This window comes from Paenibacillus psychroresistens (assembly GCF_009728935.1).
GTDB classification, from domain to species: Bacteria; Bacillota; Bacilli; order Paenibacillales; family NBRC-103111; genus Paenibacillus_AC; species Paenibacillus_AC psychroresistens.
The window spans coordinates 3,577,794-3,603,132 of record NZ_CP034235.1 but is presented as its reverse complement, the minus strand read 5'-3'; the positions used below and the strand labels follow the sequence as shown (position 1 = coordinate 3,603,132).

Here is a 25,339-nt window from a genome sequence, read left to right as displayed (position 1 = left end):
GTCCAACCCCTATTCGATGACAGACTATTATTCTACATTATTCTACAACATTTGCTTATTTCCTTTATTGCCTTCATTAATTAGTAATTAATCTTCATTTGCTGAGTTGTGTAGTAATGCAGCCCTTTTTCAAAGCTATTCAATTGAATCACTTTTAACTGATCTGCCCAAATGGAAGGCCAAATTAATATAACAGCTCCCGGCTTTTGGAGATTAATTGGCGGAATATTCGGACTTGGTGTTGGTGTTGGCGTAGGTATGTTTCCATAAGTAACGGAGCCAACAGAATGATAAATTCCATTCATAGTTAGCTGTTGTTGCTGAGCTTGTTGTGTGCGGGCAACCGCTTCATTCCATTGAGTCGTCAAAAGGCTAGCATTCAATTGATATACAGCAACATTATCTGGTATGGTCGTTGGGATAGCTTCCAGATGGGTAGCATCAGAAAGCACAATCCAGCGTTTATCTGGAGCTTTTCCAGCTTCTGTTAGTGTGGTAGGCGTTAAATCTGAGCTTATAACCATAATGTAGGAATATGGAATCTGATTTATTTTATTAATAAGCAGGTCGTCTACCACGTTCACCTGCTGAAGCCATTCATAGGTAATCAACTCAGTTTGCTTCCAAGTATTAAGAGTTTGAACTAGCTGATTCTGTAAAGACTTGTCTAACGAAGGTGAGGTTAAGATTAGAATAGCTTTCTTTTGCTTAAGCAAATCAACTGAAGCTGTTGGAATGGGGTGACCACACGCCGTTAAAAGGACAAGAAGAAACAAATAAACAAAAAATAGCCTTATTTTATGAAAATACATCGACATTATTCCTTTTTAATTTCAGTATATCACGAACTACAAAGAAAAGCCCCCCTATAGAGGAGGGCGAGTCAACTTTACTTGCTAACTAATTTGACCATCAAACTCGCCATCGTTTTACGTTCTTGTTCATTCCCGATATCCCAAAGCTCCTTCAAAATACGTTCCTCGGGATTTTCTGGATCAATTTTATCCTGCAGGAATTCACCAATTTGAAAGGCCAGCTTGGTCACCGTCTCTTCACTCATCCCAACGGATTCAGCTTGTGAAACACGTTCACCTAAGAATTGCTTCCACTTGTCAAACGATTTTAATACAGTTGCCATACGTAAACCTCCTCATCTTAGACTAATAGCAATAACAGTTGTACTATTCGCTTTTTAGCCGGAGTTTATTCACGCAAAGCATTTCCAATTTAAGGTGATTTATGTAAGCCATCCACCATTTGGGCTAATAATTTGCCCAGTAATATAGCTAGATTCCGGCAAAGCCAAAAAATAAACCAATGATGCGATCTCGTCCGGCATGGCAAATCGTCCAGCAGGAATCTCACTTTGAATAGCAGTTACTTCCTCAGCAGCTAAATGGTTCATCATAGCTGTATCCACAGCCCCCGGTGCCACTGCATTCACAGTGACATTCGAAGGGGCAAGCTCCTTGGCTAAGGCTTTTGTAAAGGCATTAATGCCTCCCTTGGTTGTGGAATAGGCTACTTCACAGGAGGCACCTGATATTCCCCAGATAGACGAAACGTTAATAATTCGACCATATTTAAGCTGGACCATTCGTTCCATAAAAATCTGCGAAGTAAAAAAGGTACCTTTAAGATTAACATTCATCAGATCATCCCATTGCTCTTCGGTGACATCCGCCAGCATCCCATAATGGCTAATGCCAGCGTTATTCACCAGAATATCAGGCAGCATCTCATGTTTAGCGAGCTTCTCCTGCATCTTCAATAGCTGCTCTTTGCTGCGAATGTCAGCAGAAATGGTAAGCACCTTAGATCCCTGCTGCATACAGCTCCGAGCCACCTCATTAGCGGCCTCATGCCCCTGATTATAGTGAATCACAATATTCATGCCTACAGCAGCAAATCGTTGCGCTACGGCAGCCCCTATACCTCTGCTCGCCCCAGTAATCAAGACGGTTTGTTGCTTAAAAGGGGTTGTCATGCCTGCTCACTTGAGACTAGAGATGCTGCCATCTGCTCCCAATTAAAATGCTTGCGCATCCGCTCATTTACATGGCCCAATGTCATTTCTTGATAGATCTGCAGCATGCTAAACAGATCACCACCCCTGAATTGGTATTTAGTAAATTCATTGGCAATGGATTCCGGTGAATTCAGCATCCGCAGAAAACCACCTGTTCGCTTCTTGCGGGTTCGCTCGAAATCTGCTTCGGCTACTCCTGATTCAATAACCTCCCCAAGCAATTCCTTAATACGATTCAGCAAAGCTTCTGGATTCTTCGTGTCCCCGCCAATAATTGAAAAGGCATAATCCCGATCACAATTGTATTCATGCCCGAAATTATCCGAGATTAAATTCTCATCATACAGAATTTGATAAATCGTTGAGCTCGGTCCGAATAGCACATCCATCATAACCTTCATCGTCAGCTCTAATCGCAGCAATTCCAGTCCTTCCACGTGCGGTGGAGTTTCTTTAAAGCCGAACAAATATTTCGGTAAGGAAACCGGCAATTGGGTCGCTTTAAGCTTGATGGCTACCCCGCTAGGCTCATTGTCAAAAATCCGCCGTATTTCACCCTGAGCTTTATAGCCTTTAGCTGCTTGGTTGTCACGGACGAGCTGCATAACCTGCTCGGGATCAACTCCGCCAACAATGAACAACATCATATTGCTTGGGTGATAGAACGTGTGGTAGCAAGCGTATAACGTCTCTTTCGTAATATCTTTAATCGACTCAATCGTGCCTGCGATATCAATATGAATCGGATGCGTTTTGTACATAGCCTCAATCAATCCAAAATAAGAACGCCAATCCGCATTATCCTGATACATCGTAATTTCTTGATTGATGATCCCCTTTTCTTTCTCGACATTTTCATCGGTAAAATAAGGGTTTTGCACGAAATTTAACAAAGTGGTCAGATTAGCGTGAATCTGTTCGGTTGCTGAGAACAAATAAGCGGTACGATCAAAGCTAGTAAAAGCATTGGCCGATGCGCCTTGTGAAGCAAATGTGGCAAAAATATCACCTGTTGGCTCTTCAAACATCTTATGCTCCAAGAAATGGGCAATTCCGTCGGGAACTCGAACTTCAGCTTCACCACTAGCTTGAAAATGGTTATCAATAGAACCATAACGAGTGCTAAAAGTCGCATATGTTTTCTGAAAGCCTTCCTTTGGCAAAATAAAGACCTTCAGCCCGTTATCCAGCTGCTCGGTATATAATTTTTCATTCAAGTGCTCATAATTCAAAATTTCCATCGTTTAATCCCCCTTTTGATCGCGCAGGAAGTATAGGGTATCCAATTGCACCTTTTGGGCAACCTTGGTGATTTGAGGGCGGTCGACTTTCTCAATGGCATCGATAAGCTCGATGACGGAGCGTTCAACCCCAGACAATACACTATTGTAATCAAACGAGATCATCTCGAATGCCGAATCATTAATTTCCCTTAGCTGATTAGCAATCATCGCTTGGGTTTGTGAAAGCTCGAGCTCGGTAATATCACCTTGGCGCATAGCTTCAAGCTGTTGCTGAATAATCTCGGAGGCTTTTTCATAGTTCTCCATTTCGATACCGGAACGAATCGCCAGGATGCCTTTATGGCCATCTAAACGTGAGGAAGCATAATAAGCTAAGCTTGCTTTCTCTCTCACATTAATAAATAGCTTGGAATGTGGATAACCACCCAATACTCCGTTATACATGAGCAGAGCACTGTATAATTCATCGGCATAAGTCGCATTGGTCCGCAGTCCCATATTCAGCTTGCCTTGCTTAATATCTAATTTTTCAATGACCGTCCGAACCTGCTTGACTTCATGATAAGTTGATCTCAAGTTATAGGTAGCGGCTGATTCACGTTTTAGCTGAATGGCGTTAGCCACATATTCAGACACTTCTGCTAATGTCGTATTGCCTACCACATAAATATCGATCGGCGCTTCCTGTAACCATGCCCTATATTTCTCATGCAACGAAGCAGCACTTAAGCTCTGTAAAGCTTCAATGGTCCCTAGCTGGAATAAACGATACGGCTCGTTTTTGCACATTTCTTGCATGCAGCGTTCTTCGGCATAACGAATTTTATCATTAATGACCGCTTCAATCTTGCGACTCACTGTGAGCTTCTCAGCTTCCACATATTTCTCTATAAAATGATTATCCTCCAGTGCAGGCTCTGTTATAGCACCACCGAGAAAACCAATGGCTTGCGCTAATAAAGATTTCCCACTCTCATTCACATAACGATCTTCAATGATGTCCATTCGAAATTGCACAATTTGATAATCCCCACGTTTGAAAATATCAAAACCAAAGCCTGCTCCATACAAATCATCTAATTTCTCACGGAAGGCTTTCGTTTCGGGATAAGCTTTAGTCCCTCTTCGTAGTACATGGGGCGTTAAAGCAATTGGGGTAACCGTTTCTTCGGTTAATGGACTGCCAATATATACCGAGATAGCAAAGGTCTTAAATTGCTTTGTCGGCAATACATGAACTCGAATATTATTGATGCTGCTGCGTTCGAACGTTGTATTCTTCAAGCTGCTGCCTCCCTTCATTTCACCATACCATTATATTCCAAGCTCGAGAAAAGAAGCAACATGGGAGAAATAGTTTATATGGCAAAAATATGTTTGCCAATCGTTTTAACTTGCTTGCGTGTCCAAATCCATTTAGAGGTTGCCGTTTCTGGGTTAAAATAATAGATACAGCCATTTGTAGGATCAATGCCGCCAATTGCATCATTCACGGCTTTTTTAGCTGTCTCATTTGGCGTTAAATTGATTTGGCCATCTGCAACTGCCGTAAATGCACCTGGCTGATAAATAACGCCGTATATGGTGTTGGGGAAGCTTGCATTTCTCACGCGATTGAGAATAACCGCTGCCACAGCGACTTGACCAATATAAGGCTCGCCTCGAGATTCGCCATAGACTGCATTTGCCATCATCCTTAAATCATTAGCCGTCATACCCGCCATGGAGCTCGGTGTTAACGAAGCTGTATCATCTTTAGGTGCATTCGAGGGATTACCTGCAACCGGTTTATTCTGCTTCCAATCAGCCGTAGGTGCCCAATTTTTAGTCGCTTGCCATAGCTTGAGCTTGGTTTTGGCACCAACAATTCCATCCACCTTCATACCAAACTCAGATTGAAAATATTTCACTGCTTTTAAGGTTTGGAATCCGTATTGTCCGTCCACACTTCCTTTAAAAAAACCAAGATGCTTCAATCTTCCCTGCAGCTCAAATACATCTTCCCCTTTAGCTCCGTAATGAACGGCCGAATTACTAAACGTCTCTTGAGCATCATGAGCAATTTTTGCATGCTTAAATTGATAACCTCCGTACAGCACAACTACCAACAATACAGTAAACACTACAAGTCGATTTTTCTGGTTTTTTTTCACTTCACTCAACCTTTCTAATTTACTGTTAGCAGTCAACATATAACTATTGCCGGTTAACAGTGTAACTGCATCAATTTCAGTTTGCAGTTATTATTGGAAAGGAAGAATTGTTCTATGCATCAAAGGATAAATGTCTACACCGTCTTTCTGAAAGAAAACGGTGCGTTTGTTTGAATTATATGAGCTGCATATAGGTGAAACCTAATCTTTCTTATATTGCAAAAAAATAAAACGGTTGGGATTTCTCCCTACCGTTTTATGAGCTCATGCGGTTATGATGAAACTGTTCAATCGAGAGTAACACCTCTCTTGGTTTGCTGCCTTCATAAGGTCCTACGATCCCCTTGGCTTCCATGGAATCAATTAAACGAGCTGCTCGGGTATAACCAATTCGCATTCTCCGCTGCAATAAAGATACAGAGGCTTGCTTGGCTTCAACTACAATCTGCACAGCTTGATTGAAAAGATCGTCTTCCACTTCTTGGGGTATATCGTCTTTCTCTTCCAGCTCAGGCACCATTTCTTCCTGATATTGCGCTTCCTCTTGTTTACTTACAAAGTGCACAACGGACTCGACTTCCTCATCGGAAAGGTAAGCACCCTGCACACGGACTGGCTTCGATGCACCTACAGGTAGGTAGAGCATGTCTCCACGTCCTAGAAGCTTCTCTGCGCCCCCCATATCGAGGATAGTTCTCGAGTCAACCATAGAGGAAACACCAAAGGCAATTCGCGAAGGAATATTGGCTTTAATGACCCCCGTAATAACATCCACAGAAGGTCTTTGTGTTGCAATAATCAAATGGATTCCCGCTGCACGTGCCATTTGAGCTAATCGCGTAATGGAATCCTCGACATCGTTCGCTGCGACCATCATTAAATCCGCTAACTCATCAACAATTACAACGATTAATGGTATTGGAGGCATTGGGTTGCCGGCTTGTCCGTTTGCAAGCAAGTTATTGTAGCCTTCAATATTACGTGTACCCGTTTTGGAGAAGGCTTCATAGCGTTTCTCCATTTCTAGCACGACTTTCTTCAATGCAAGCGAAGCGCGCCTTGGATCTGTTACAACAGGTGCCAAAAGATGCGGAATCCCATTGTACATATTCAATTCGACCATCTTCGGATCAATCATCAGAAATTTGACTTCTTCTGGCTTAGCTTTATATAAGATGCTCGTAATAATTCCATTAATACAAACTGACTTCCCTGAGCCCGTAGCTCCTGCTACAAGTAAATGCGGCATTCGAGCTAAGTTAGCTACGATAGGCTGTCCCGAAATGTCGCGTCCCAGTACAACGGATAACTTGGCGGCTGAATCACGGAATGCAGAGCTCTCCATGACTTCACGCATAGTTACAATCGATACCTCTGAATTGGGCACTTCGATCCCAATGGCAGATTTACCTGGAATTGGAGCCTCCATCCGAATGTCTTTTGCCGCTAAAGCAAGTGCGATATCATCCGTTAAACTAACAATACGACTGACCTTAACACCTACGTCAGGCTGAATCTCATAGCGAGTTACAGCAGGCCCAATGACAACGTCAAGCACCTTTACTTTAACGCCAAAACTCTCTAATGTGGTTTCCAGTTTTCTAGCATTCGCTTTATAGTCCAAGGAGCTTCCAGCTTTACCTGGAGCGGGCAAGGACAATAGACCTAGCGATGGGAGTTCATATGGCTTATCTGATTTTTTACCTGTTGCTTCGACAAAAGGAATATCCGTTGCCTCTGCTTGTCCTTCAGCAGGCTTCTTAATCACTATTACAGGAGGAGGAGACATATCTATAATAGGCTCCACTTGATCTTGAAAATTTCGAATGAATGGAAGTGGTTCCTCTTCTTCTACGGGACTTACAGGCTGAGGCTGGGCCCGTTTAACTTCCTTAGGTAAAAGCTGAATTAACGGCGCTATCGGATGAGCAGGCTCCTCATCATGTTCCTCAGGAGTAGATGGGAAAATTTCAAAGAAAACCGATTTAGGCTTACCTTTAGGACGATCGGAGAAATAATTCTCTTCATCGAGCTCATCATCCATCGGGTTATGTATTTTTTGTTTTTTCACTTGAATGACTGGGCCTTTGCGGATCGGACCCTCATCTTTGGCTGTAAACCAGCCTGATACTCGTTCTAGAACACCTGACTGCATGCCGCTAGTCCGGTTTCTTAGCTTGCCTATTAAGTCAACAACAGAGATGCCTGTTATCAAGATAATACCGATTAAACAAAGCGTGTAAGCAATTAAATTCGACCCCAAATTACCAAACAAGAAATAAAGTGTCGCATATAATAAAGCTCCAACCATTCCTCCGCCAACATTTGTAGCTAGAATGGGTGCGTCTGGCACATCTGGCTCTAAGCCATCCATCATGCTTGCCCAGGTAACTTGAATAATATTAACCGGTATCTTAAGATCATCTGTTGAGTTTATGGAGTGGATCATGGACATATGATTGATCACTAACCAACCAAATAAACCAAGGACGACACCCGTTTTCCATCTGCTCCAGCTCGAAGGCCAAACACGCTTCATCATTACATAAAGTCCGATATATATACAAATAATCGGGATCACCTTATCGGAGGTTCCAATTAAGAATCGAAACATATAAGTTAAAGCTCGGGCAACTCGACCTCCACCAGATAATGCGATGACCGACAATATTAAAATAACAATGCCGTATAGCTCGTACCTTAAAGAGGTTTTAGCTGCTGTTTTCTTCTTTTTCTTGCCTTTGGCCAAAATGTTCACCCCCATCCTTGCTAGTATAGCATACAATAGGGGGCGATATAAGTGGTTACAGTCCTAAATTGAATACAGGCGTTCTCATTTCACAGTTCAACACTAGGCTGATAGAAAATCATCGTCCCAGGGTTATAAAGTGGATTTAAGTAATCTTCAGGACGGCAGCTAAGCAAACGCACAATTTTGGCTTGGTCTACACTTACTCTTTCCACTTGCATGGGGATTCCTCCCACCACTACTTCAACATAATTGTAGGTTTGTTGATCCATGCCTGCAAATATTACCTCCATGGGCATGATGGAATACATCGTCATTGAACTAAGCCTCCTCGCATGTTTCGCTCAGCTTCAATTCGCTGGTTTAACTCTCTAATCGCATCCCCTACGCCACCAATTGCATTTATCAAGCCAAATTTAACAGCATCTCTTCCGACGACAGTTGCCCCTATATCGCGTGATAGCTCACCCATCCGAAACATTAATTCCTTCAGCTTTTCCTCTGTCATTGCCGAATGGGATGTAATAAAGCGAATAACTCGTTCCTGCATTTTTTCTAGGTATTCAAAGGACTGAGGAACCCCAATCACCAAACCATTCAATCGAATGGGATGGATAGTCATCGTAGCGGATTCCGCAATAATTGTATATTGAGCAGAAACAGCAATTGGCACACCGATACTATGCCCGCCTCCAAGCACTAGGGCGACTGTTGGCTTAGATAAGGATGCAATCATCTCAGCAATAGCCAATCCAGCCTCTACATCCCCGCCTACGGTGTTTAGAATGATTAAGACCCCTTCAATCTTCGGGTTTTGCTCTGCCGCTACCAATTGTGGAATGAGATGCTCATACTTCGTCGTTTTGTTCTGCGGAGGCAGGATCAAATGACCTTCAATCTGACCAATGATAGTCAAACAAATAATATTCGATTCGCCAGGTGTAGCAAGCACAGTTTGACCAAGCTGTTGGATATTTTCTAGAATCGGATTTCTCTTCGGATCATTTGGATCGATGGGTTGTGGAAACTCTTCTTGTTTCTCAGGATTAGATGGGGTTAGCATAGTTCCTCCTTGAATTGTACTCCGTATTATCAGTCTATCGTAGTATGGTTTACCTCATCATTCTTATCCCACTTTTCGCAACAAAAAACTCCTCAAACCATAATGGCAAGAGGAGTCATATTGAAAAATTATAAGAGTGGTAACGGGATTATACTTCCATGATGATCGGAAGAATCATCGGTCTTCTTTTCGTTTGCTCATATAAGAATCGACCAAGCGCGTCTTTAACATGTGTTTTTAGTGAAGCCCACTCGTTTACATTCTCGCTCATCAATTTGTTCAAGGTTGTCGTTACAATCCGATTTGCTTCATCCAGCAAGCCTTCAGATTCACGTACGTACACAAATCCTCTTGAAATAATATCAGGTCCAGAAAGTACTTTACCTTCTTGCTTACTCAAGGTAACCACGACAACTAGAATACCATCTTGTGATAATAATTTACGATCACGAAGTACGATATTGCCTACATCGCCAACCCCTAGCCCATCAATCAATACATTACCTGCTTGTACTCTGCCTGCTTTACGAGCGATACCATTGACAATCTCAACGGTTTCCCCATTATCGACGATGAAGATATCTTCTTTAAGCACACCAACATCTTCTGCTAAATTTGAATGCAATTTCAACATGCGATATTCACCATGAATCGGCATAAAATATTTGGGTTTCATCAAGTTAAGCATCAGCTTCAATTCTTCTTGACTGCCATGTCCCGATACGTGAACACCAGATACAGATCCTGGTCCATAAATAACATGTGCTCCTAAACGGAACAATTCATCTACAGTTCGTCCCACGTATTTTTCATTACCTGGGATAGGTGTTGCAGCAATAATAACGGTATCTCCTGGCATGATATCGACTTTACGGTGAGTAGCTCTTGCCATACGTGTTAACGCAGACATAGGCTCGCCTTGACTTCCAGTCGATAGAATAACAACACGATCTGAAGCCATTCGATTAACTTCTTCCGGCTCAATAAGCATACCTTCCGGTATACGCAAGTAGCCAAGCTCAGAGGCAATGGAAACCACATTAACCATACTTCTACCAATTACGGTTACTTTACGGTTGGTTGCTTCTGCAGCGTCAATAACTTGCTGAACCCGATGAATGTTGGATGCAAAGGTAGCTACAACAACACGTTGCTTCGCCTTGGAAAAAATACTTTCAAGCTCAATCCCAACACTTCTTTCAGAACCCGTAAAGCCTGGACGTTCTGCATTCGTACTATCGGATAGTAGCATTAATACACCTTTAGTACCAATTTCCGCCATGCGATGCAAGTCTGCGAAATGACCATTCACTGGTGTTTGGTCAAATTTAAAATCTCCAGTATGCACTACATTACCTTCTGGTGTTTCCAAGCATACCCCTACGCAATCCGGAATACTGTGATTGGTTTTGAAGAAAGTTGCTTTAATGACACCTAAAGGCAATTCTGATTCTGCTGTAATAATATGGCGTTTGGTATCACCAAGTAAATTGGCTTCTTTTAATTTGGATTCGATTAATCCCATGGTCAATCTTGTAGCATAAATAGGCACATTCAATTGGCGTAATACATAGGGTAAACCACCGATATGATCTTCATGTCCGTGAGTAATTAAGATGGCTCTAACTTTATCTCGATTATCGAGTAAATAAGTAATATCTGGAATAACAATATCAATTCCCAACATTTCTTCTTCTGGAAACTTCAAACCCGAATCCACGACTACGATATCGTTGCCATATTGCACCACATACATATTTTTACCAATTTCGCCCACGCCGCCTAGAGCGAAGATGACCAATTTTTCATTTATTTTCTTTGACAAGACAATACCTCCTAATTTTGAATTGACGACGATCCTCCGATTCGCGCACCTATACTGCTAAATCGCAACATGATGTTTTTGTTGCCAGCTAGCCGTTTGAAAGAAACCGCACCATTCTCTTGACCTTATTATACATGAACAAAAACTACAAAAACAAGCCATGCTCCGTTACCAATACTTATTACATGCTATTGGATGCTCGTTTTCAGGGTATCCATTAACGATTTTAAAAACTGCTCTTCTTTTTCTGTAACATCGATTAAAGGCAATCTGACGCCACCCACTTTTATGCCTCTTAATTGCAAGGCATGCTTGATAGGAGCGGGACTTGGCATCCGGAAGATCCCTTTAAAAATCGGGAATAGCTCTGCATGAAGCTGAGTAGCCTTAGCATTCTCACCTTGTAAAAAATGAGTAATCAATTGTTTCATTTCAACGCCAATTATATGGCTGGCAACACTAACAATTCCATAGCCACCAATTGCCAAAACCGGCAAAGTTAGCGAATCATCACCACTATAGACTTTAAAATCTTTAGGTACTCTTGTCACAATTTGTGTCATGTGATCCAGATCTGCATGCGCTTCCTTTGAAGCTACAATATTAGGAATTTGCGCTAAACGCACAGTGGTTTCATAAGCGACAGATATCCCCGTGCGATGTGGCACATTATAAAGCATGATTGGTAATTTAGTGGCTTCAGCTACAGCCTTGAAATGCTGATATAAGCCTTCTTGCGAAGGGCGGTTATAATAAGGCGCAACTACCAGAACACCGTCTACACCCAGCTTTTCCGCTTCTTGTGTGGCATGTATGGAGCTAGCTGTTGCATAACTGCCTGTACCTGCAATAATTTTGCAACGTCCTTTGGCAATTTTCACAGCCATTTTGAAGAGTCTAAACTTCTCTTCTTCTGTCAGCGTTGGAGATTCACCCGTTGTCCCACAAATGACAATACTGTCGGTTTTCTGAACCTCGATCAAATAATTAATTAAAACCTCTACCTGTGACCAATTTACTTGAAGATTTTCATCAAAAGGTGTGACCATCGCTGTCACTAATCTCCCGAAATCCATGTGTTGTCCTCCTCAGGGTTTTCGTAAGAAAACCGTCATCGTAAGCATAGTCTTGGGTTTTCATAAGAAAACCGTCGTCGTAAGCATATGCTGGGCTTGCTTTGGCAAGCCTGCATCGTAAGCATAATCTTATACTGCTAACTTAAATTTGGCATGAAGCGTGCGAACTGCTAGAACCATGTCCACTTCATTAACAAGCACCCAAATGGTTGTATGTGAATCCGAGGACTGAAGAATAGTAATGTCCGCATCCATTAATGCTTCGACAATATTCGCCATAATTCCCGGTACTTCATTCATTCCTCCACCAATAACAGAAACCTTTGCACAATGCGAAGTACTTTTGACATGATAGCCTAACGGCTCTAATGCTTCTAAAGCAAGTGCAGCATCGCTTTCAAATACCGTATAAATAACTCCCATTGGATTAACATTTATAAAATCTACGCTAATCTTATGCTGTGCCATTGCTTTAAAAACATGCAGCGAAGTATCATATTGTCCTTCTCCATTCAACACAGTAAGCTGTGTTAACGAAGGCACATAGGCAATTCCTGTTACATAACGATCAATAACTGTATTCGTTTCCAGCTTTAAAGCTTCCAGACTAGCTACCAAAGTCCCTGTACCTTCGGTAAAAGTAGAACGAATACGTACAGGCAAATTAGCTTGCATGGCAATTTCTACAGCTCGAGGATGGATTACTTTGGCTCCATGATGTGCCAAATGGCAAATTTCATTAAAGGTTACATATGATAAAGGCTTGGCATCCTCGACAATACGCGGATCAGCTGTGAGCACCCCATCAACATCTGTAAAAATATCGACTATTTCTGCGTTTAGGGCTACACCTAAAGCTGTAGCCGTGGTATCACTGCCACCTCTTCCAAGTGTAGTGAAATCGTGATCCACTGTCGCGCCTTGAAAACCTGTAACAATCACAACCTTCTGTTGCTTCAGCAAATCCAAGATCCTTTGAGGATTAATGGACAGAATCTGCGCATTGCCAAAACGATCATTCGTTGTGATTCCTGCTTGCTCACCGTTTAACACGGCCGCCTCAATATGCTCTGCGTTTAATAAGCTGCAAAGTGTAACCGCAGATATGGTTTCCCCACAGCAGAGAATCATATCTCGCTCTCTTGGAGAAAGCTGATTGCCATTTAATCCAACCCAATCAAGCAAAGTGTCTGTGGCGTATGGATCGCCCCTTCTTCCCATTGCGGATACGACGATTACGAGATTGAATGCTTCGACTAAAGCTCGCTTAATATGATTAATTACATGGATTCTAGCTTCTACGGAAGAAAGGGAGGTGCCACCGAATTTTTGAACTAAAATTCGCATGAACAAACCTCCTCTTAAAACAAGGATATACGGCTATACAAATAAATTTTTATTGTTCTAACGCAATGTATTCAGCAATTTGCACAGCATTCCATGCTGCGCCCTTTAATAAATTGTCAGATACAATCCACATATTTAAAGCTTTGGGATTGCTTAAATCTCTACGTACACGGCCTACAAAAGTTTCTAGCTTCCCTGCTGCTTCAGATGCTAAAGGGTACAGCTGCTCGTTTGGATTGTCTTGGAGTACAATACCAGGCGCATTTGCCAGCAAGGACTTTACTTCATCGATATCAAAATCTTCTTTTAATTCGACATAAACCGACTCCGAATGACCATATACAACAGGAATACGTACGCAAGTAGCTGTAACCTGCAACGTTTCGTCCCCCATAATTTTCTTGGTTTCGAGAATCATCTTCATCTCTTCATTAGTGAAACCATTGTCTAAAAACTTATCAATTTGTGGAATGGCATTAAACGCAATTTGATGTTTCACTGGCAAAGAAGATACCGGTAGAATTTCTGGCTGAACTTGCTTTTCATCCAAAACATCACGTGATTGACTTAACAATTCATCAATCGCCCGAGCTCCAGCTCCCGAAACAGCTTGATAAGTAGATACAATAATACGAGAAATTCCATAACGATCATATAATGGCTTTAGCGTTGCAACCAATTGAATGGTCGAACAATTGGGATTAGCAATGATCCCTTTGTTTTCATTAATTTTCTCGATATTCACTTCTGGAACTACGAGTGGAGTCTCTGGATCCATACGATATGCACTAGTATTGTCAATACATACAGCACCGCTTGCAACTGCATGTGGAACCAGCAGCTTGCTTATATCTCCACCTGCACTAAAGAAGGCAATATCAATACCATCAAAGCTTTCTGGTGTTGCTTCTTCCACAGTAATTTCCTTGCCTTTAAAAGCAATTTTAGTTCCAGCTGAACGCTTTGAAGCTAACAGCTTTAACCGATCAATCGGGAAATTCCTTTCACTCAGCAAACGAATGATTTGTTGACCAACTGCGCCTGTTATTCCAACAACTGCAACATTAAAAAGCTTCTGGTTCGACATCGCCTGTAACTCTTCCCTTCAATAAAAATGATTCTATGAAAAATTGAATCTTTCGATAAGCATGGGTTGAAATTGTTTTCCCTGCAGTGCACTTTCACACGTTGGCATAATCAAATCCATGCGAGCTACCAAAGAATTCGGCTTGGCAATGGGTGCGTCTTGCCCATAAGGCACAAAATAAATATTCTTAGTGATTAACAGCTTTGCTATATTAGCGGCGTTCAGACCAAGTCCATCATTAGTCGAAATCGCCAAAACGAGCGGTCGTTGATTGCGCATCTGAGCCTTGGCAGCCATTAATACGGCACTTTCGGTCATTGCATTTGCTAATTTACTTGTGGTATTGCCCGTACAAGGAGCAATAACCAAGACATCTAATAATTTGGAAGGTCCGAGCGGCTCGGCAGAGACGATTGTAGAAATAATGTCATTCCCTGTTATATCTTTCAGCTGTTTTTGCCAATGTTCAGATGTACCAAATCGTGTATCTGTTGACATCAAGGTGTTGGAAGCAATTGGAATGACTTTGGCTCCGGCATCTATAAAACCTTGAATCTGTGGCATAACCTCTTCAAAAGTGCAATGAGATCCTGTTAAAGCGAAACCAACCGTTATCCCTTGCCAATTCATTGTCCATTCCCCCTCGTCATAAGCTGATTCATAAGCAATTCGCTAAGCGTCTTGGCTATGATTCGTCCAGCTGTTCGAGGAGCAACTATTCCTGGTAAACCCGGTGCTAACATGGCTTTGATCCCCCGCTTTTCCGCAAAACGGAAATCGGTGCCTCCTGGTTTGGAAGCTAGATCAATAATTAGGGCGCGGTTTGGAATATTAGCAATAATTTGTGCTGTGACTATCATAGTCGGAATTGTATTAAAAAGCAAGTCAATATTAGTGACTTGATGGCTTAATTCCGTTGTGTAGAAGGGCTCCAGCCCCATCTCCCAAGCACGTGCGAACTGCTCTGGTTTGTGTACTCCGATCTTTACATGAGCACCTAAAGCTTGCAGCATTCTAGCCAGTGTCAATCCCGTTCGGCCAAGTCCCAACACCATACATTGCGAATCGTGTATAGTAAAATCCGTATTCTGGATGGCCATCATTAAAGCACCTTCCGCTGTAGGAATGGAGTTAAAAATCGCCACATCATCCCGTTCAAAAAGCTCAATAAGTTCAATAGCTTGATCCGAGCATATTGTTTTTAGATAATTTTTAGCCATACCCGTATAGACCTTTGCATGCTTTGGCAATGCAGCGATATGCTCACTCGTCAAAATCAATTCACTGGTTGAGAAAATAGATTCCACACACCCTTTTTCATCTGTACCTACAGGCGGCAGAATTATCGCATCCATCGTGTGCAAAACCTCTACGCTTAACGTCGATTTGGTGATCCCGTTAAATGCATATTGCAAGTTATCAAACCCGATTAATTGTACGGATGCATCCAGCTCAGAAAATTTACGAATAACTTCAAGCTGCCTAGCATCTCCTCCGATTAATGCGATCTGTAATCCCGTTAGCATCCGTTTCCCTCCATCGTAAAGCCACTTTCGAATACAGTATAGTATGCTTAAGCCTAAAGATGGGTTACAGGTTTGCTTTGCTTTCAGAACCCGATTATTAAATGGTGATAACATAAAAAATCGCATTCTCTAAGACATACTGTCTCAGTAGAATACGATTTGTATAATCATTTATTCTTTTCACAATCACTTGCCTGTATGCCCAAACCCACCGGTCCCACGAACCGTATCACTTAATTCTTCAACCTCTTCAAGCTGAATCTGCGGAACGATTTGGAATACCATTTGGGAAATGCGTTCATTGCGTTGAATAATAAAAGCTTCTTTACCGTGATTGATCAATAAAACCTTAATTTCGCCTCTGTAATCAGCATCGATAGTGCCAGGAGAATTCAAGGCTGTGATCCCGTGCTTAAAGGCTAATCCGCTGCGAGGACGAATTTGAGCTTCCAGCTCAGCTGGCATTGCAATCGCAAAGCCTGTTGGGACTAGCACTCGTTCACCGGGATTAAGCGTTAATGGTTCAGCTACAGCAGCGTACAGATCGAAGCCGCTCGCTAAATCAGACATTTTCTGTGGCAGCACTATATCTTCATTTCCGGGTAATCGTTTGATTTCCACCTTATAGGACAAGCTGATCCCTCCTGAAATCTTTAATCGCAACATCGCTTTGTCCAACCATTGCTAAGGCAAATGGACTAGCAAATAATTGCTTGATCAAGGAGTCAATTTGCTCCATTTCAACGGCTTCGATTCTGGCTAAGGTTTCATCAAGCGTATAATGCTTGCCAAGCATTAGCTCATTCTTCCCCATGCGGTTCATTCGACTGCTTGTGCTCTCCAGACTTAAAATCAAGCTTCCTTTTAGCTGCTCCTTGCCCTTACGTAATTCGGATTCTGTCATACCCGTTGCAATCATTTCACCAATGATATCCAAAGAAACCTTAAGAACTTCCTCTGTTTGTTTAGGCGCAGTTCCTGTATATAACGTGAATAACCCACTGTCCATATAGGAGGAATGATAAGAATAAACCGAATAGGCTAACCCTCTTTTTTCTCGAATTTCTTGGAATAACCGCGAGCTCATCCCGCCGCCAATCGTATTATTCAACAGAATCATCCCATAAATCCGTTCATCCAATATCGAGCAGCCTGGTAAGGAAAGACAGATATGATTTTGTTCGGTTTGTTTGGTTTGATATACGGCTTCTCCTGTGAAAGGTGGTGCTATATATTCAGAGCTAACACCGTTATTGGCAAATTGGCCGAAATGCTGTTCAATCAATTCAAGAATGCGATCATCCACATTGCCCGCTACACTTATTACCGTATTTTGAATATTGTAATGATCCTTCATGAACTGACGTAAATCCTCCGAAGCCAGCGCATTTAAATTTTCTTCCGTACCTAATATGGTATAACCTAGGGAATGCTCACCGTAAGAAGCTTTAGCTAATAAATCATGAACCAAATCATCTGGAGTGTCATCATACATTGAAATTTCTTCTAGAATGACATTGCGTTCCTTATCGAGCTCTTGCACATCAAATTGGGAATGGAAGAACATATCTGCTAAGACATCTATTGCAATCGGTAAATGTTCGTCTAGAACCTTTGCATAATAACATGTATATTCCTTGGTAGTAAATGCATTAACATTTCCGCCAATTCCGTCAAATACTTCTGCAATATCTTTAGCCGTATATCTATCCGTTCCTTTAAAAAGCATATGTTCAATAAAGTGCGAAATCCCGTTTTGCACAGTCGATTCGTTTCTAGAGCCAATTTTCACCCAGATGCCGAAGGAAACGGAACGTAAAGTCGGCATTTTTTCTACTAATACTCTTAAGCCATTTGATAATTGATGCTTGTTCATGTGCAATCTCCTCTACCTGCTTTAATGAATTTCTTGAACAGTCTTTACGCGATCTGACGATAACAATTCACTTACAGTGCCTACAACTAAGCCTTTTCGTTTCGCATCTTTAATTATCGCTTCCAACGCTAAGCTAGAAGCTGCCGTGGGATGCATCAGAATCATAGACCCAGGCTCGAGCCCTTTTGTTACCCTTTGGATAACCGTTGCAGGACTAGGCTTAGTCCAATCCAAGGTATCAATGGACCATAAAATCGTTTTTAATTGCAGCTGATGGGCAATCTGCACCGTTTCCTCATCGAAATCACCAGATGGAGGTGCAAACAATGTATTCTTAATCCCTAAATTTGTTTCAAGCAATTGCTGCGTTTTTACAATTTCGCTTGTAGCTCTCTCTCGACTTAGCTGACTCATGTTCTTGTGGGAATAAGCATGATTGGAAAGCTCATGCCCTGCCTTGCCGATTAATGCCGCAGTGTCCAAATGCTTGGATAGCCAAGAACCGTCAAAAAAAAATGTAGCATGAACATTCTCATTATTCAACACTTGAAGGATAGTAGGAATAAATTCATCCCCCCATGCCACATTAATTAGCAAGGAAATCATCGGTTTTTGCGGATTCCCTTTGTAAATCGGATTAGCCCCTAGATCTCGCAATTCAATCTTTGGCTTTATCTCTTTATATACGAAATGAATCGGTTGGTCAAGATTGGCATGCTTGCTGAGCTCAAAAGTTTTCTGAATATCTACCTCTAAGCCATTATAGCCCGGAATAGCTTTCCATACACGATCTACCTTTGCATCAATCGCAGGAATCCTTTTTTTGTCTGCTTCCGCAGTTATCTTATCTAACCAAGCTTGATCATTGGTTGATGATAATGGCGCTGCAGTTGTGTCACTTACAAACACGAAAGCTCGATTAGTGCCCAGCTTGACTTGTTTGATGTAATCCTCGACACCTGTCATTCTCGCAAAGCTCCAAGCAACCATTACAAAGAGACAACTTGTTACCAGTATCAGCCAAGGGTTATTCTTCGTTTCATTCATGATCCTATCTCCCCATATTCGTCTATGGGACTTTATATGCGAATTGGGACAAGATTAGACCTCTCTAAGCAAGGATAAACGGCTCGTCGTTTTTCTAAAAGAAAACGGTACGTTTGTCCGGAAATATAAGATCAGTATAATATAAAATTAATACTTTCTTAGATTTCAAGCAAAAAAAGAGCAGATTAACACGGATAATGGGCAACTAAAACGTTGTCCATTTTCCGTGCTAATGACTCTTTCCATTCCAATCTATACATGATACTCAACTAATTAAGGAGTTAATACCGCTTTACGTGAAAGATTTACGCGACCTTGTGCATCAATTTCTGTTACTTTAACCGTAATTTTATCTCCTACGGAAACAACATCAGAAACATTAACTACTCGTTCAGAGGATAGCTGTGATACATGCACTAAGCCTTCTTTGCCAGGCAGTACTTCTACAAAAGCGCCGAATTTCTCTACACGTTTAACCGTACCTAGGTAAACCTCACCAACGATTAACTCACGAACTATACCTTCAATAATCAATCTAGCTTTTTCGATCATTTCAGCATTGGATGAAGCAATGAAAACTCGTCCATCTTGTTCGATATCGATTTTAACGCCTGTTTCTTCAATAATCTTGTTGATGATTTTACCACCAGCCCCAATGACATCACGGATTTTATCCGGGTGAATGTTCATGGAGATGATTTTTGGCGCATATTGGGAAAGCTCTTTTTTCGGCTCACTGATACGTTGCAGCATTTTGTTAAGAATAAACAATCTGCCTGCTTTAGCTTGTGCTAATGCTTCATCGAGAATCGCACGGTCGATACCGTTAATTTTGATGTCCATTTGAATCGCTGTGATTCCTTTTGCTGTACCTGCAACTTTAAAATCCATATCTCCAAGATGATCTTCCAATCCTTGAATATCCGTAAGAATCGAGAAGAAGTCGCCTTCTTTAATCAATCCCATAGCAACACCAGCAACCGGTGCAGTAATTGGAACGCCTGCATCCATCATAGCCATTGTGCTTGCACAGATACTAGCTTGTGAGGATGAACCATTGGATTCAAGTACCTCTGAAACTAAGCGAATCGCATAAGGGAAATCGACCTCAGAAGGAATAACCATTCCTAATGCACGTTCTCCTAGAGCACCATGTCCAATTTCTCTGCGGCCTGGAGGACGCAACGGACGGGCTTCGCCTACGCTAAACGGAGGAAAGTTGTAGTGATGCATGAAACGTTTGGATTCTTCTAAATCTAGGCCATCCACTCTTTGTACATCGCCTAAAGCACCCAAAGTACAGATACTAAGTGCTTGCGTTTGCCCACGTGTGAACAAACCAGAACCATGCACACGAGGAAGAATGCTGATATCGCAATCAATCGGACGGATTTCATCCAAAGCTCGTCCATCAGGGCGGATTTTATCTACTGTAATTAAACGGCGAACCTCGTCTTTAATAATGTCATGTAAAGCTTCATGCAAATCAGCTATTTTTTTCGGTGTTTCTGCATATGCTGAACTAAAGTGTGCGGCAGTTTCAGCATTAATTGCATCAATTGCTTCTTCTCTTTCCAGCTTTTCTTTTATTTTTAAAGCATCGATTAAACGAGCTTCTGCATAACCACGAACGTCAGCATTCACTTCAGGATCAATCACCTGCAATTTAACTATCATTTTCGGTTTGCCCACTTCAGCAACAAATTGTTCAATGGCTGCAACAATTTTCTTAACTGCTTCATGGCCAAACATAATCGCTTCAAGCATGACTTCTTCTGTAACTTCATGAGCTTCGGCTTCTACCATCATGATAGCATCCTTAGTTCCAGCTACAACAACGTAAATTTCTGTTTTTTCATTCTGTTCTACAGACGGATTAATGATAAACTCTCCATTAATTCTGCCTACAATAACACCAGCCACAGGTCCGTTAAAAGGTACGTCAGATATAGCCAATGCTGCAGAAGTACCAATCATAGCTGTCATTTCTGGCGAACACTCTTGGTCAACGCTCATTACTATATCAACGATTTGGATATCATTACGAAAGCCTTCAGCAAATAAAGGACGAATCGTACGATCTGTTAAACGACTGGATAGAATCGCTTTTTGTGAAGGTCTGCCTTCACGTTTATTAAAGCCTCCAGGAATCTTACCAACCGCATACATTCTTTCTTCATAATTCACGGTTAGTGGGAAAAAATCCAATGGTTTAGGCTCTGTTGATGACGTTACCGTACATAATACAGCTGTATCTCCGTAACGTGCCATGACCGAACCATTGGCTTGCTTAGCTAGACGGCCTGTCTCTAAAATCAATGTTCTGCCGCCAACCTCAATTTGTATTCGCTTTTCCATATGTTTCCTCCTACATTCGTTTGTTAAATATAAGCATTCATTTCTTATCTGCTGATAACGAGCAACAATTGAAGATTCCATTCCTAAATTGTACGAGCATTTTCATGCAATTTAGGAATAGATCTGGCAACAAGCTGCCCGTTATCAGGCATAACGTAAACTTTCTGCCAAGGAATATCAGTTTAAAAGTATAAAATATATACTTGCTGATATTACAAGAAAAAGCAACCCTGTTGCCCATGCAAACAAGCAGCAGGGTGGAACAATGGTTGCTTTCCATCTTAATTCATTATCTACGAAGTCCTAATTTTTCAATTAGCGCGCTGTAACGTCTAACATCATTATTTTTCAAATAAGTTAGAAGCTTACGACGTTGACCAACCATCTTCAACAATCCGCGACGGGAATGATGATCTTTCTTATGCTCACGAAAATGTGTCGTTAAGTTCACGATATTTTCCGTAAGGATAGCCACTTGTACTTCTGGTGATCCAGTATCGGATTCATGAACTCTATGTTCTTGAATCACTTGATTCTTACGTTCTTGTGTAATTGCCATCCTATTCACCTCCTTCAATCGATATGATCCCCAATAGCCGAGAATTCGTTGGTGATACGAGCATCCAAGCTACGGTTCCAGCAATAAAAATTCGACTCTTCATTGCCAACGAAAATTATACCATAGATCACTTGTAGAAGTAAACAAAACTTAACCGAATATTGAGCCTAATCAAGAGTATCCAATTAACTCAGTATTCTTTTAGCTTCTGCAGCATCTTGATTAATTTGCTGAACGAGTTCATCTTTAGAAGCAAACTTGCGTTCAGAGCGAATGTAGTTGATAAATTCAACTTCAATAGTCTCCATATAGATCATTTGGTTAAAATCAAATATATGCGCTTCTAGAGTGATTTTCACTTCATTTTCGTTAAAGGTTGGCTTTGTGCCAATATTCATTACCGCATTGTACACTTTACCATGAAGGTTGCATCGTACCGCATAAACACCTTTTCGGGGAATTACGTAATCTTCAGCAGGCTCAATATTAGCTGTTGGGAATCCGATCGTTCTCCCTCGTCCATCGCCAGTTACAACTTGTCCACGAATCAGATAGGTCCGTCCAATTAACTCATTGGCTGCTTCAATAGAGCCTTCAAGTAAATTTTCACGAATGCTCGTACTGCTTACCTTCTCTCCCGATAAATGAAAAGGCGGAACAATTTCAACAGAAAACTTACCCAGTCCCATTAGCTCTAAACCTTCTGGGGTTCCTCTACCTTCACTTCCAAAAGTGAAATCAAACCCAACAATAACAGAAACCGCGCCTAAAGCTACAAGCACACTTTCAACAAACTCCTCAGGGCTAATTCTTGAAAATGCCAATGTGAAGTCCATTAAATAAACATATTCAATCCCCATCGCCTCAAATAACTTCATCTTATCCTGAAGTGGAGTTAGATTTTGCTCATATTTGGACTGTCCTAGGACAACACGCGGGTGTGGATGAAAAGTCATAATGGAGGCTGGCAGCCCTAGACGTTTAGCAGCTGATGTTGTTCGCTGAATGACTTCTTGGTGTCCCAAATGAATGCCGTCAAAATCTCCTAAAGCCATCACTTGTTTAACAGTATTCAGTTCATTAAAAGTTGCGGAAGGGTAGTTTACTTCTATAATTTGCATATCGATCTCCTACAATCAATTAAATACTTTTTCGGGCGAAAAGCTTTTGGACTCGTCCTGCCAACGAAAAAGGCCAAGAAAACGTTCATCGTTTGAATATAGCCGAACTATTTCTTGATCTTCATATACATCGTTAGGTAGCGAGCTTAGATGAATTTTTTTTCCTTGCATTGCATGAAGGGCTTCCAATTCTGAAACCTGACAAGAAGGCAAATGTGCGATTGCTTGATCCGTTGCTATCATTCTGGATGAAACATCGTTTTTCTTAGCAAGCTCAGAAAGCTCCTCTAACGTGATGCAATCAGCCAATAGAATGGGGCCTGTTGCTGTTCGCACTAACTCTGACATCACTGCTGGATATCCCAATGCTTGGCCCATATCTACACACAAAGTACGAATATAAGTACCTTTAGAGCATTTAACACGAAATTTGATCTGTGGATGGTCAAGCTCCAAATCCAACTTGATTAACTCAAGCTCATAAATTTCAACCTGGCGTGATTTACGCTCGATAACCTGTCCTTGTCTGGCAAGATCATATAAACGCTGCCCGTCTACTTTTATTGCTGAATACATGGGAGGAACCTGATCGATGATGCCGAGAAATTTAGCAAATACTCTATGAATATCAGCCTCTGTCAAATCGACTTTCTCCACTCGTTCTATTACGGTTCCCGTCATGTCTTCTGTATCCGTTGCTAGCCCAACCGTTAGAACAGCTTCATATTGCTTGGGTAAATCCTGAATGTATTCTACCACACGAGTCGCTCTACCAATACATAACGGCAACACACCGGTCACCTTAGGATCCAGTGTGCCGGTGTGACCAATTCTACGAATGCCGAGAATGCCTCTGACCTTAGCAACAACATCGTGGGATGTAAAATCCACCGGTTTAATGACCGGCAAAACTCCTTCTAATGTCATTGCAGCTTCAGACCTACTTCCTTGACAACCTTAGTTATAGTAGCTTGTAGTTCGCCAGGTATCGTACAGCCAGCAGCACGGAAATGACCACCACCGCCAAATGATTTGGCAATAAGGGCAACATCGGCGATTCCGGCAGAACGCATACTGACTTTATATTTATTAGTCTCTACTTCTTTGAATAAAATCCCTACTTCAATTCCCTCTATATTACGCGGGTAATTGACCAAGCCTTCCAGATCTTCGTTAGACGCTCCAGCTTCGGCAATATCCTGCAAAGATACGCTAACCCATGAGATTCTCTTATCTGCTGTAAAAGCAAGTGTACTTAATGCCTTTTGCAGTAAAATAACATGTGAATAAGTTAGCTTTTCCAGTAAACGGTCAGCTAAATCATTGCCATCAACACCTACTTGCAACATTTCTGCAGCAATACGCATTACTTTAGGTGTGGTGTTTGCATATCGAAAACCACCTGTATCCGTTAATAGACCCGTATAAATAGAATCTCCTAACTCAGTAGACCAATTTAGCTGCAGCTCCATCGTTAAATCATACAAAACTTCTGCCGTTGCAGCAGCATCTTCGCGGATTAACTGGAAAGCACCATAAAAATCATTGGTACGATGATGATCTATATTGAGAATTTGCGTTGTTGGGCTAAATAGAGATTTTACTTTGCCAATACGTGAAAAATCAGCACAATCTACCGCAATGACATGCTCAAAAGTCCGTGATGGTGCTGCCTTAGAATAATCAATAATTCCGTCAAAACCCCATAAAAAATTAAACTTACCCGGTGTATGACCTTCATTAATCATCGTAAATTTTTTATTCAGCTGCTTAAGCATCCAACCAATGGCTAACGTAGAACTAGCGGCATCTCCATCAGGATCGATGTGAGATACCACTAGAAAATCATCGTTGCTAAGAATAAATTGCTTGGCAGCTGCCAATTGTTGCTCGTATGTGGTTGCTGTATTTCGACTCATAGCTCTGTTTTTCCTTCATTTAGTTTGCTTATGATATGCTCAATTCGGCTGCCATAAGCAATCGATGAATCCAAAATGAAAAACAATTTAGGTACAATCCGCAAGCGGATCCGTTTGCCTAGCTCTGTACGAATATAGCCATTCCCTTTACTAAGCGCCTTCAAGGTGTCTTCCTTTTCTTGATCAGATCCAAGAACACTAAGATAGACTTTGCATTCCGAAAGATCGTTGGTGATTTCCACACCTGTTACAGTAAGAAATCCAATTCGCGGATCTTTTAGCTCGCCTTGTATAATTAAGCTTAATTCTTTTTTAATTTGCTCACTGACTCTGCCTGTGCGGACTTTTGCCATTATCTAA

General features: G+C 41.6%; 24 protein-coding genes. All 24 read right to left on the bottom strand.

Annotated features, from left to right (window positions below):
• Nucleotides 1-80: 80 nt before the first annotated feature.
• The gene (locus EHS13_RS16170; protein WP_155701331.1) at nt 81-812 is read right to left on the bottom strand and encodes a hypothetical protein; all 732 of its coding nucleotides are present in this window, start codon (nt 810-812) and stop codon (nt 81-83) included.
• Nucleotides 813-889: 77 nt separating this feature from the next.
• The gene (locus tag EHS13_RS16165; protein ID WP_155701330.1) at nt 890-1,138 is read right to left on the bottom strand and encodes a DUF3243 domain-containing protein; all 249 of its coding nucleotides are present in this window, start codon (nt 1,136-1,138) and stop codon (nt 890-892) included.
• Between the two features lie 99 nt (nt 1,139-1,237).
• Nucleotides 1,238-1,987 (bottom strand): elongation factor P 5-aminopentanone reductase, encoded by a 750-nt coding sequence (gene ymfI, locus EHS13_RS16160; protein WP_155701329.1) that lies wholly within the window; start codon nt 1,985-1,987, stop codon nt 1,238-1,240.
• The gene (yfmH, locus tag EHS13_RS16155) at nt 1,984-3,270 is read right to left on the bottom strand and encodes an EF-P 5-aminopentanol modification-associated protein YfmH (RefSeq protein WP_155701328.1); all 1,287 of its coding nucleotides are present in this window, start codon (nt 3,268-3,270) and stop codon (nt 1,984-1,986) included. The genes ymfI and yfmH overlap by 4 nt, the downstream gene beginning before the upstream one ends.
• Before the next feature lie 3 nt (nt 3,271-3,273).
• The gene (yfmF, locus tag EHS13_RS16150) at nt 3,274-4,557 is read right to left on the bottom strand and encodes an EF-P 5-aminopentanol modification-associated protein YfmF (RefSeq protein ID WP_405083565.1); all 1,284 of its coding nucleotides are present in this window, start codon (nt 4,555-4,557) and stop codon (nt 3,274-3,276) included.
• Nucleotides 4,558-4,631: 74 nt separating this feature from the next.
• The gene (gene sleB / locus EHS13_RS16145; RefSeq protein WP_155701326.1) at nt 4,632-5,465 is read right to left on the bottom strand and encodes a spore cortex-lytic enzyme; all 834 of its coding nucleotides are present in this window, start codon (nt 5,463-5,465) and stop codon (nt 4,632-4,634) included.
• 217 nt (nt 5,466-5,682) lie between these two features.
• Nucleotides 5,683-8,175 (bottom strand): DNA translocase FtsK, encoded by a 2,493-nt coding sequence (locus EHS13_RS16140; RefSeq protein WP_155701325.1) that lies wholly within the window; start codon nt 8,173-8,175, stop codon nt 5,683-5,685.
• An 89-nt stretch (nt 8,176-8,264) separates the two neighbouring features.
• The gene (locus EHS13_RS16135; RefSeq protein ID WP_155701324.1) at nt 8,265-8,492 is read right to left on the bottom strand and encodes a YlzJ-like family protein; all 228 of its coding nucleotides are present in this window, start codon (nt 8,490-8,492) and stop codon (nt 8,265-8,267) included.
• Entirely contained in the window at nt 8,489-9,238 is a 750-nt protein-coding gene (locus EHS13_RS16130) for a ClpP family protease (protein ID WP_155701323.1), read from the bottom strand. The genes EHS13_RS16135 and EHS13_RS16130 overlap by 4 nt, the downstream gene beginning before the upstream one ends.
• A gap of 148 nt (nt 9,239-9,386) precedes the next feature.
• Complete coding sequence (locus EHS13_RS16125; protein WP_155701322.1) at nt 9,387-11,063, bottom strand: ribonuclease J; 1,677 nt, start codon at nt 11,061-11,063, stop codon at nt 9,387-9,389.
• Nucleotides 11,064-11,251: 188 nt separating this feature from the next.
• Nucleotides 11,252-12,139 (bottom strand): 4-hydroxy-tetrahydrodipicolinate synthase, encoded by an 888-nt coding sequence (dapA, locus tag EHS13_RS16120; protein ID WP_155701321.1) that lies wholly within the window; start codon nt 12,137-12,139, stop codon nt 11,252-11,254.
• A 129-nt stretch (nt 12,140-12,268) separates the two neighbouring features.
• Nucleotides 12,269-13,486, bottom strand: coding sequence for an aspartate kinase (gene dapG, locus EHS13_RS16115; protein WP_155701320.1), 1,218 nt, complete (start codon nt 13,484-13,486; stop codon nt 12,269-12,271).
• Between the two features lie 49 nt (nt 13,487-13,535).
• On the bottom strand, nt 13,536-14,573 hold the full coding sequence (locus tag EHS13_RS16110) for an aspartate-semialdehyde dehydrogenase (protein WP_155701319.1): 1,038 nt from the start codon (nt 14,571-14,573) through the stop codon (nt 13,536-13,538).
• A 33-nt stretch (nt 14,574-14,606) separates the two neighbouring features.
• Nucleotides 14,607-15,203, bottom strand: a complete 597-nt coding sequence (locus tag EHS13_RS16105; RefSeq protein ID WP_155701318.1) for a dipicolinate synthase subunit B — start codon at nt 15,201-15,203, stop codon at nt 14,607-14,609.
• Nucleotides 15,200-16,099, bottom strand: coding sequence for a dipicolinate synthase subunit DpsA (gene dpsA / locus EHS13_RS16100; protein WP_155701317.1), 900 nt, complete (start codon nt 16,097-16,099; stop codon nt 15,200-15,202). The genes EHS13_RS16105 and dpsA overlap by 4 nt, the downstream gene beginning before the upstream one ends.
• Before the next feature lie 186 nt (nt 16,100-16,285).
• Entirely contained in the window at nt 16,286-16,765 is a 480-nt protein-coding gene (dut, locus tag EHS13_RS16095) for a dUTP diphosphatase (protein ID WP_155701316.1), read from the bottom strand.
• Entirely contained in the window at nt 16,722-17,975 is a 1,254-nt protein-coding gene (locus tag EHS13_RS16090; protein WP_155701315.1) for a M16 family metallopeptidase, read from the bottom strand. Before EHS13_RS16090 ends, dut begins: the two co-directional genes overlap by 44 nt.
• 21 nt (nt 17,976-17,996) lie before the next feature.
• Nucleotides 17,997-19,022, bottom strand: a complete 1,026-nt coding sequence (locus EHS13_RS16085; protein WP_155701314.1) for a polysaccharide deacetylase family protein — start codon at nt 19,020-19,022, stop codon at nt 17,997-17,999.
• Between the two features lie 273 nt (nt 19,023-19,295).
• A complete protein-coding gene (gene pnp / locus EHS13_RS16080; RefSeq protein ID WP_155701313.1) occupies nt 19,296-21,380 on the bottom strand; it encodes a polyribonucleotide nucleotidyltransferase in 2,085 nt (694 codons plus the stop codon).
• A 289-nt stretch (nt 21,381-21,669) separates the two neighbouring features.
• Nucleotides 21,670-21,939 (bottom strand): 30S ribosomal protein S15, encoded by a 270-nt coding sequence (gene rpsO / locus EHS13_RS16075; RefSeq protein WP_155701312.1) that lies wholly within the window; start codon nt 21,937-21,939, stop codon nt 21,670-21,672.
• A gap of 185 nt (nt 21,940-22,124) precedes the next feature.
• A complete protein-coding gene (locus tag EHS13_RS16070; RefSeq protein ID WP_155701311.1) occupies nt 22,125-23,060 on the bottom strand; it encodes a bifunctional riboflavin kinase/FAD synthetase in 936 nt (311 codons plus the stop codon).
• A 15-nt stretch (nt 23,061-23,075) separates the two neighbouring features.
• Entirely contained in the window at nt 23,076-23,987 is a 912-nt protein-coding gene (truB, locus tag EHS13_RS16065; RefSeq protein WP_155701310.1) for a tRNA pseudouridine(55) synthase TruB, read from the bottom strand.
• Nucleotides 23,984-24,979: a DHH family phosphoesterase gene (locus EHS13_RS16060; RefSeq protein ID WP_155701309.1), complete on the bottom strand. Its 996-nt coding sequence runs from the start codon at nt 24,977-24,979 to the stop codon at nt 23,984-23,986. The genes truB and EHS13_RS16060 overlap by 4 nt, the downstream gene beginning before the upstream one ends.
• Nucleotides 24,976-25,332 (bottom strand): 30S ribosome-binding factor RbfA, encoded by a 357-nt coding sequence (rbfA, locus tag EHS13_RS16055; RefSeq protein ID WP_155701308.1) that lies wholly within the window; start codon nt 25,330-25,332, stop codon nt 24,976-24,978. The genes EHS13_RS16060 and rbfA overlap by 4 nt, the downstream gene beginning before the upstream one ends.
• Nucleotides 25,333-25,339 lie beyond the last annotated feature (7 nt).

What these genes read in the sequence shown, in the direction of transcription:
- EHS13_RS16135 (WP_155701324.1), bottom strand. Translation starts at nt 8,492, where the DNA reads ATGACGATGTATTCCATCATGCCCATGGAGGTAATATTTGCAGGCATG.
- dpsA (WP_155701317.1), bottom strand. Translation starts at nt 16,099, where the DNA reads ATGCTAACGGGATTACAGATCGCATTAATCGGAGGAGATGCTAGGCAG.
- EHS13_RS16070 (WP_155701311.1), bottom strand. Translation starts at nt 23,060, where the DNA reads ATGCAAATTATAGAAGTAAACTACCCTTCCGCAACTTTTAATGAACTG.
- truB (WP_155701310.1), bottom strand. Translation starts at nt 23,987, where the DNA reads ATGACATTAGAAGGAGTTTTGCCGGTCATTAAACCGGTGGATTTTACA.
- EHS13_RS16085 (WP_155701314.1), bottom strand. Translation starts at nt 19,022, where the DNA reads ATGAATGAAACGAAGAATAACCCTTGGCTGATACTGGTAACAAGTTGT.
- EHS13_RS16165 (WP_155701330.1), bottom strand. Translation starts at nt 1,138, where the DNA reads ATGGCAACTGTATTAAAATCGTTTGACAAGTGGAAGCAATTCTTAGGT.
- EHS13_RS16105 (WP_155701318.1), bottom strand. Translation starts at nt 15,203, where the DNA reads ATGAATTGGCAAGGGATAACGGTTGGTTTCGCTTTAACAGGATCTCAT.
- dapA (WP_155701321.1), bottom strand. Translation starts at nt 12,139, where the DNA reads ATGGATTTCGGGAGATTAGTGACAGCGATGGTCACACCTTTTGATGAA.
- EHS13_RS16060 (WP_155701309.1), bottom strand. Translation starts at nt 24,979, where the DNA reads ATGAGTCGAAATACAGCAACCACATACGAGCAACAATTGGCAGCTGCC.
- EHS13_RS16090 (WP_155701315.1), bottom strand. Translation starts at nt 17,975, where the DNA reads ATGAACAAGCATCAATTATCAAATGGCTTAAGAGTATTAGTAGAAAAA.
- pnp (WP_155701313.1), bottom strand. Translation starts at nt 21,380, where the DNA reads ATGGAAAAGCGAATACAAATTGAGGTTGGCGGCAGAACATTGATTTTA.
- dut (WP_155701316.1), bottom strand. Translation starts at nt 16,765, where the DNA reads ATGTTGCGATTAAAGATTTCAGGAGGGATCAGCTTGTCCTATAAGGTG.
- dapG (WP_155701320.1), bottom strand. Translation starts at nt 13,486, where the DNA reads ATGCGAATTTTAGTTCAAAAATTCGGTGGCACCTCCCTTTCTTCCGTA.
- yfmH (WP_155701328.1), bottom strand. Translation starts at nt 3,270, where the DNA reads ATGGAAATTTTGAATTATGAGCACTTGAATGAAAAATTATATACCGAG.
- sleB (WP_155701326.1), bottom strand. Translation starts at nt 5,465, where the DNA reads ATGTTGACTGCTAACAGTAAATTAGAAAGGTTGAGTGAAGTGAAAAAA.
- EHS13_RS16110 (WP_155701319.1), bottom strand. Translation starts at nt 14,573, where the DNA reads ATGTCGAACCAGAAGCTTTTTAATGTTGCAGTTGTTGGAATAACAGGC.
- ymfI (WP_155701329.1), bottom strand. Translation starts at nt 1,987, where the DNA reads ATGACAACCCCTTTTAAGCAACAAACCGTCTTGATTACTGGGGCGAGC.
- EHS13_RS16170 (WP_155701331.1), bottom strand. Translation starts at nt 812, where the DNA reads ATGTATTTTCATAAAATAAGGCTATTTTTTGTTTATTTGTTTCTTCTT.
- rpsO (WP_155701312.1), bottom strand. Translation starts at nt 21,939, where the DNA reads ATGGCAATTACACAAGAACGTAAGAATCAAGTGATTCAAGAACATAGA.
- rbfA (WP_155701308.1), bottom strand. Translation starts at nt 25,332, where the DNA reads ATGGCAAAAGTCCGCACAGGCAGAGTCAGTGAGCAAATTAAAAAAGAA.
- EHS13_RS16130 (WP_155701323.1), bottom strand. Translation starts at nt 9,238, where the DNA reads ATGCTAACCCCATCTAATCCTGAGAAACAAGAAGAGTTTCCACAACCC.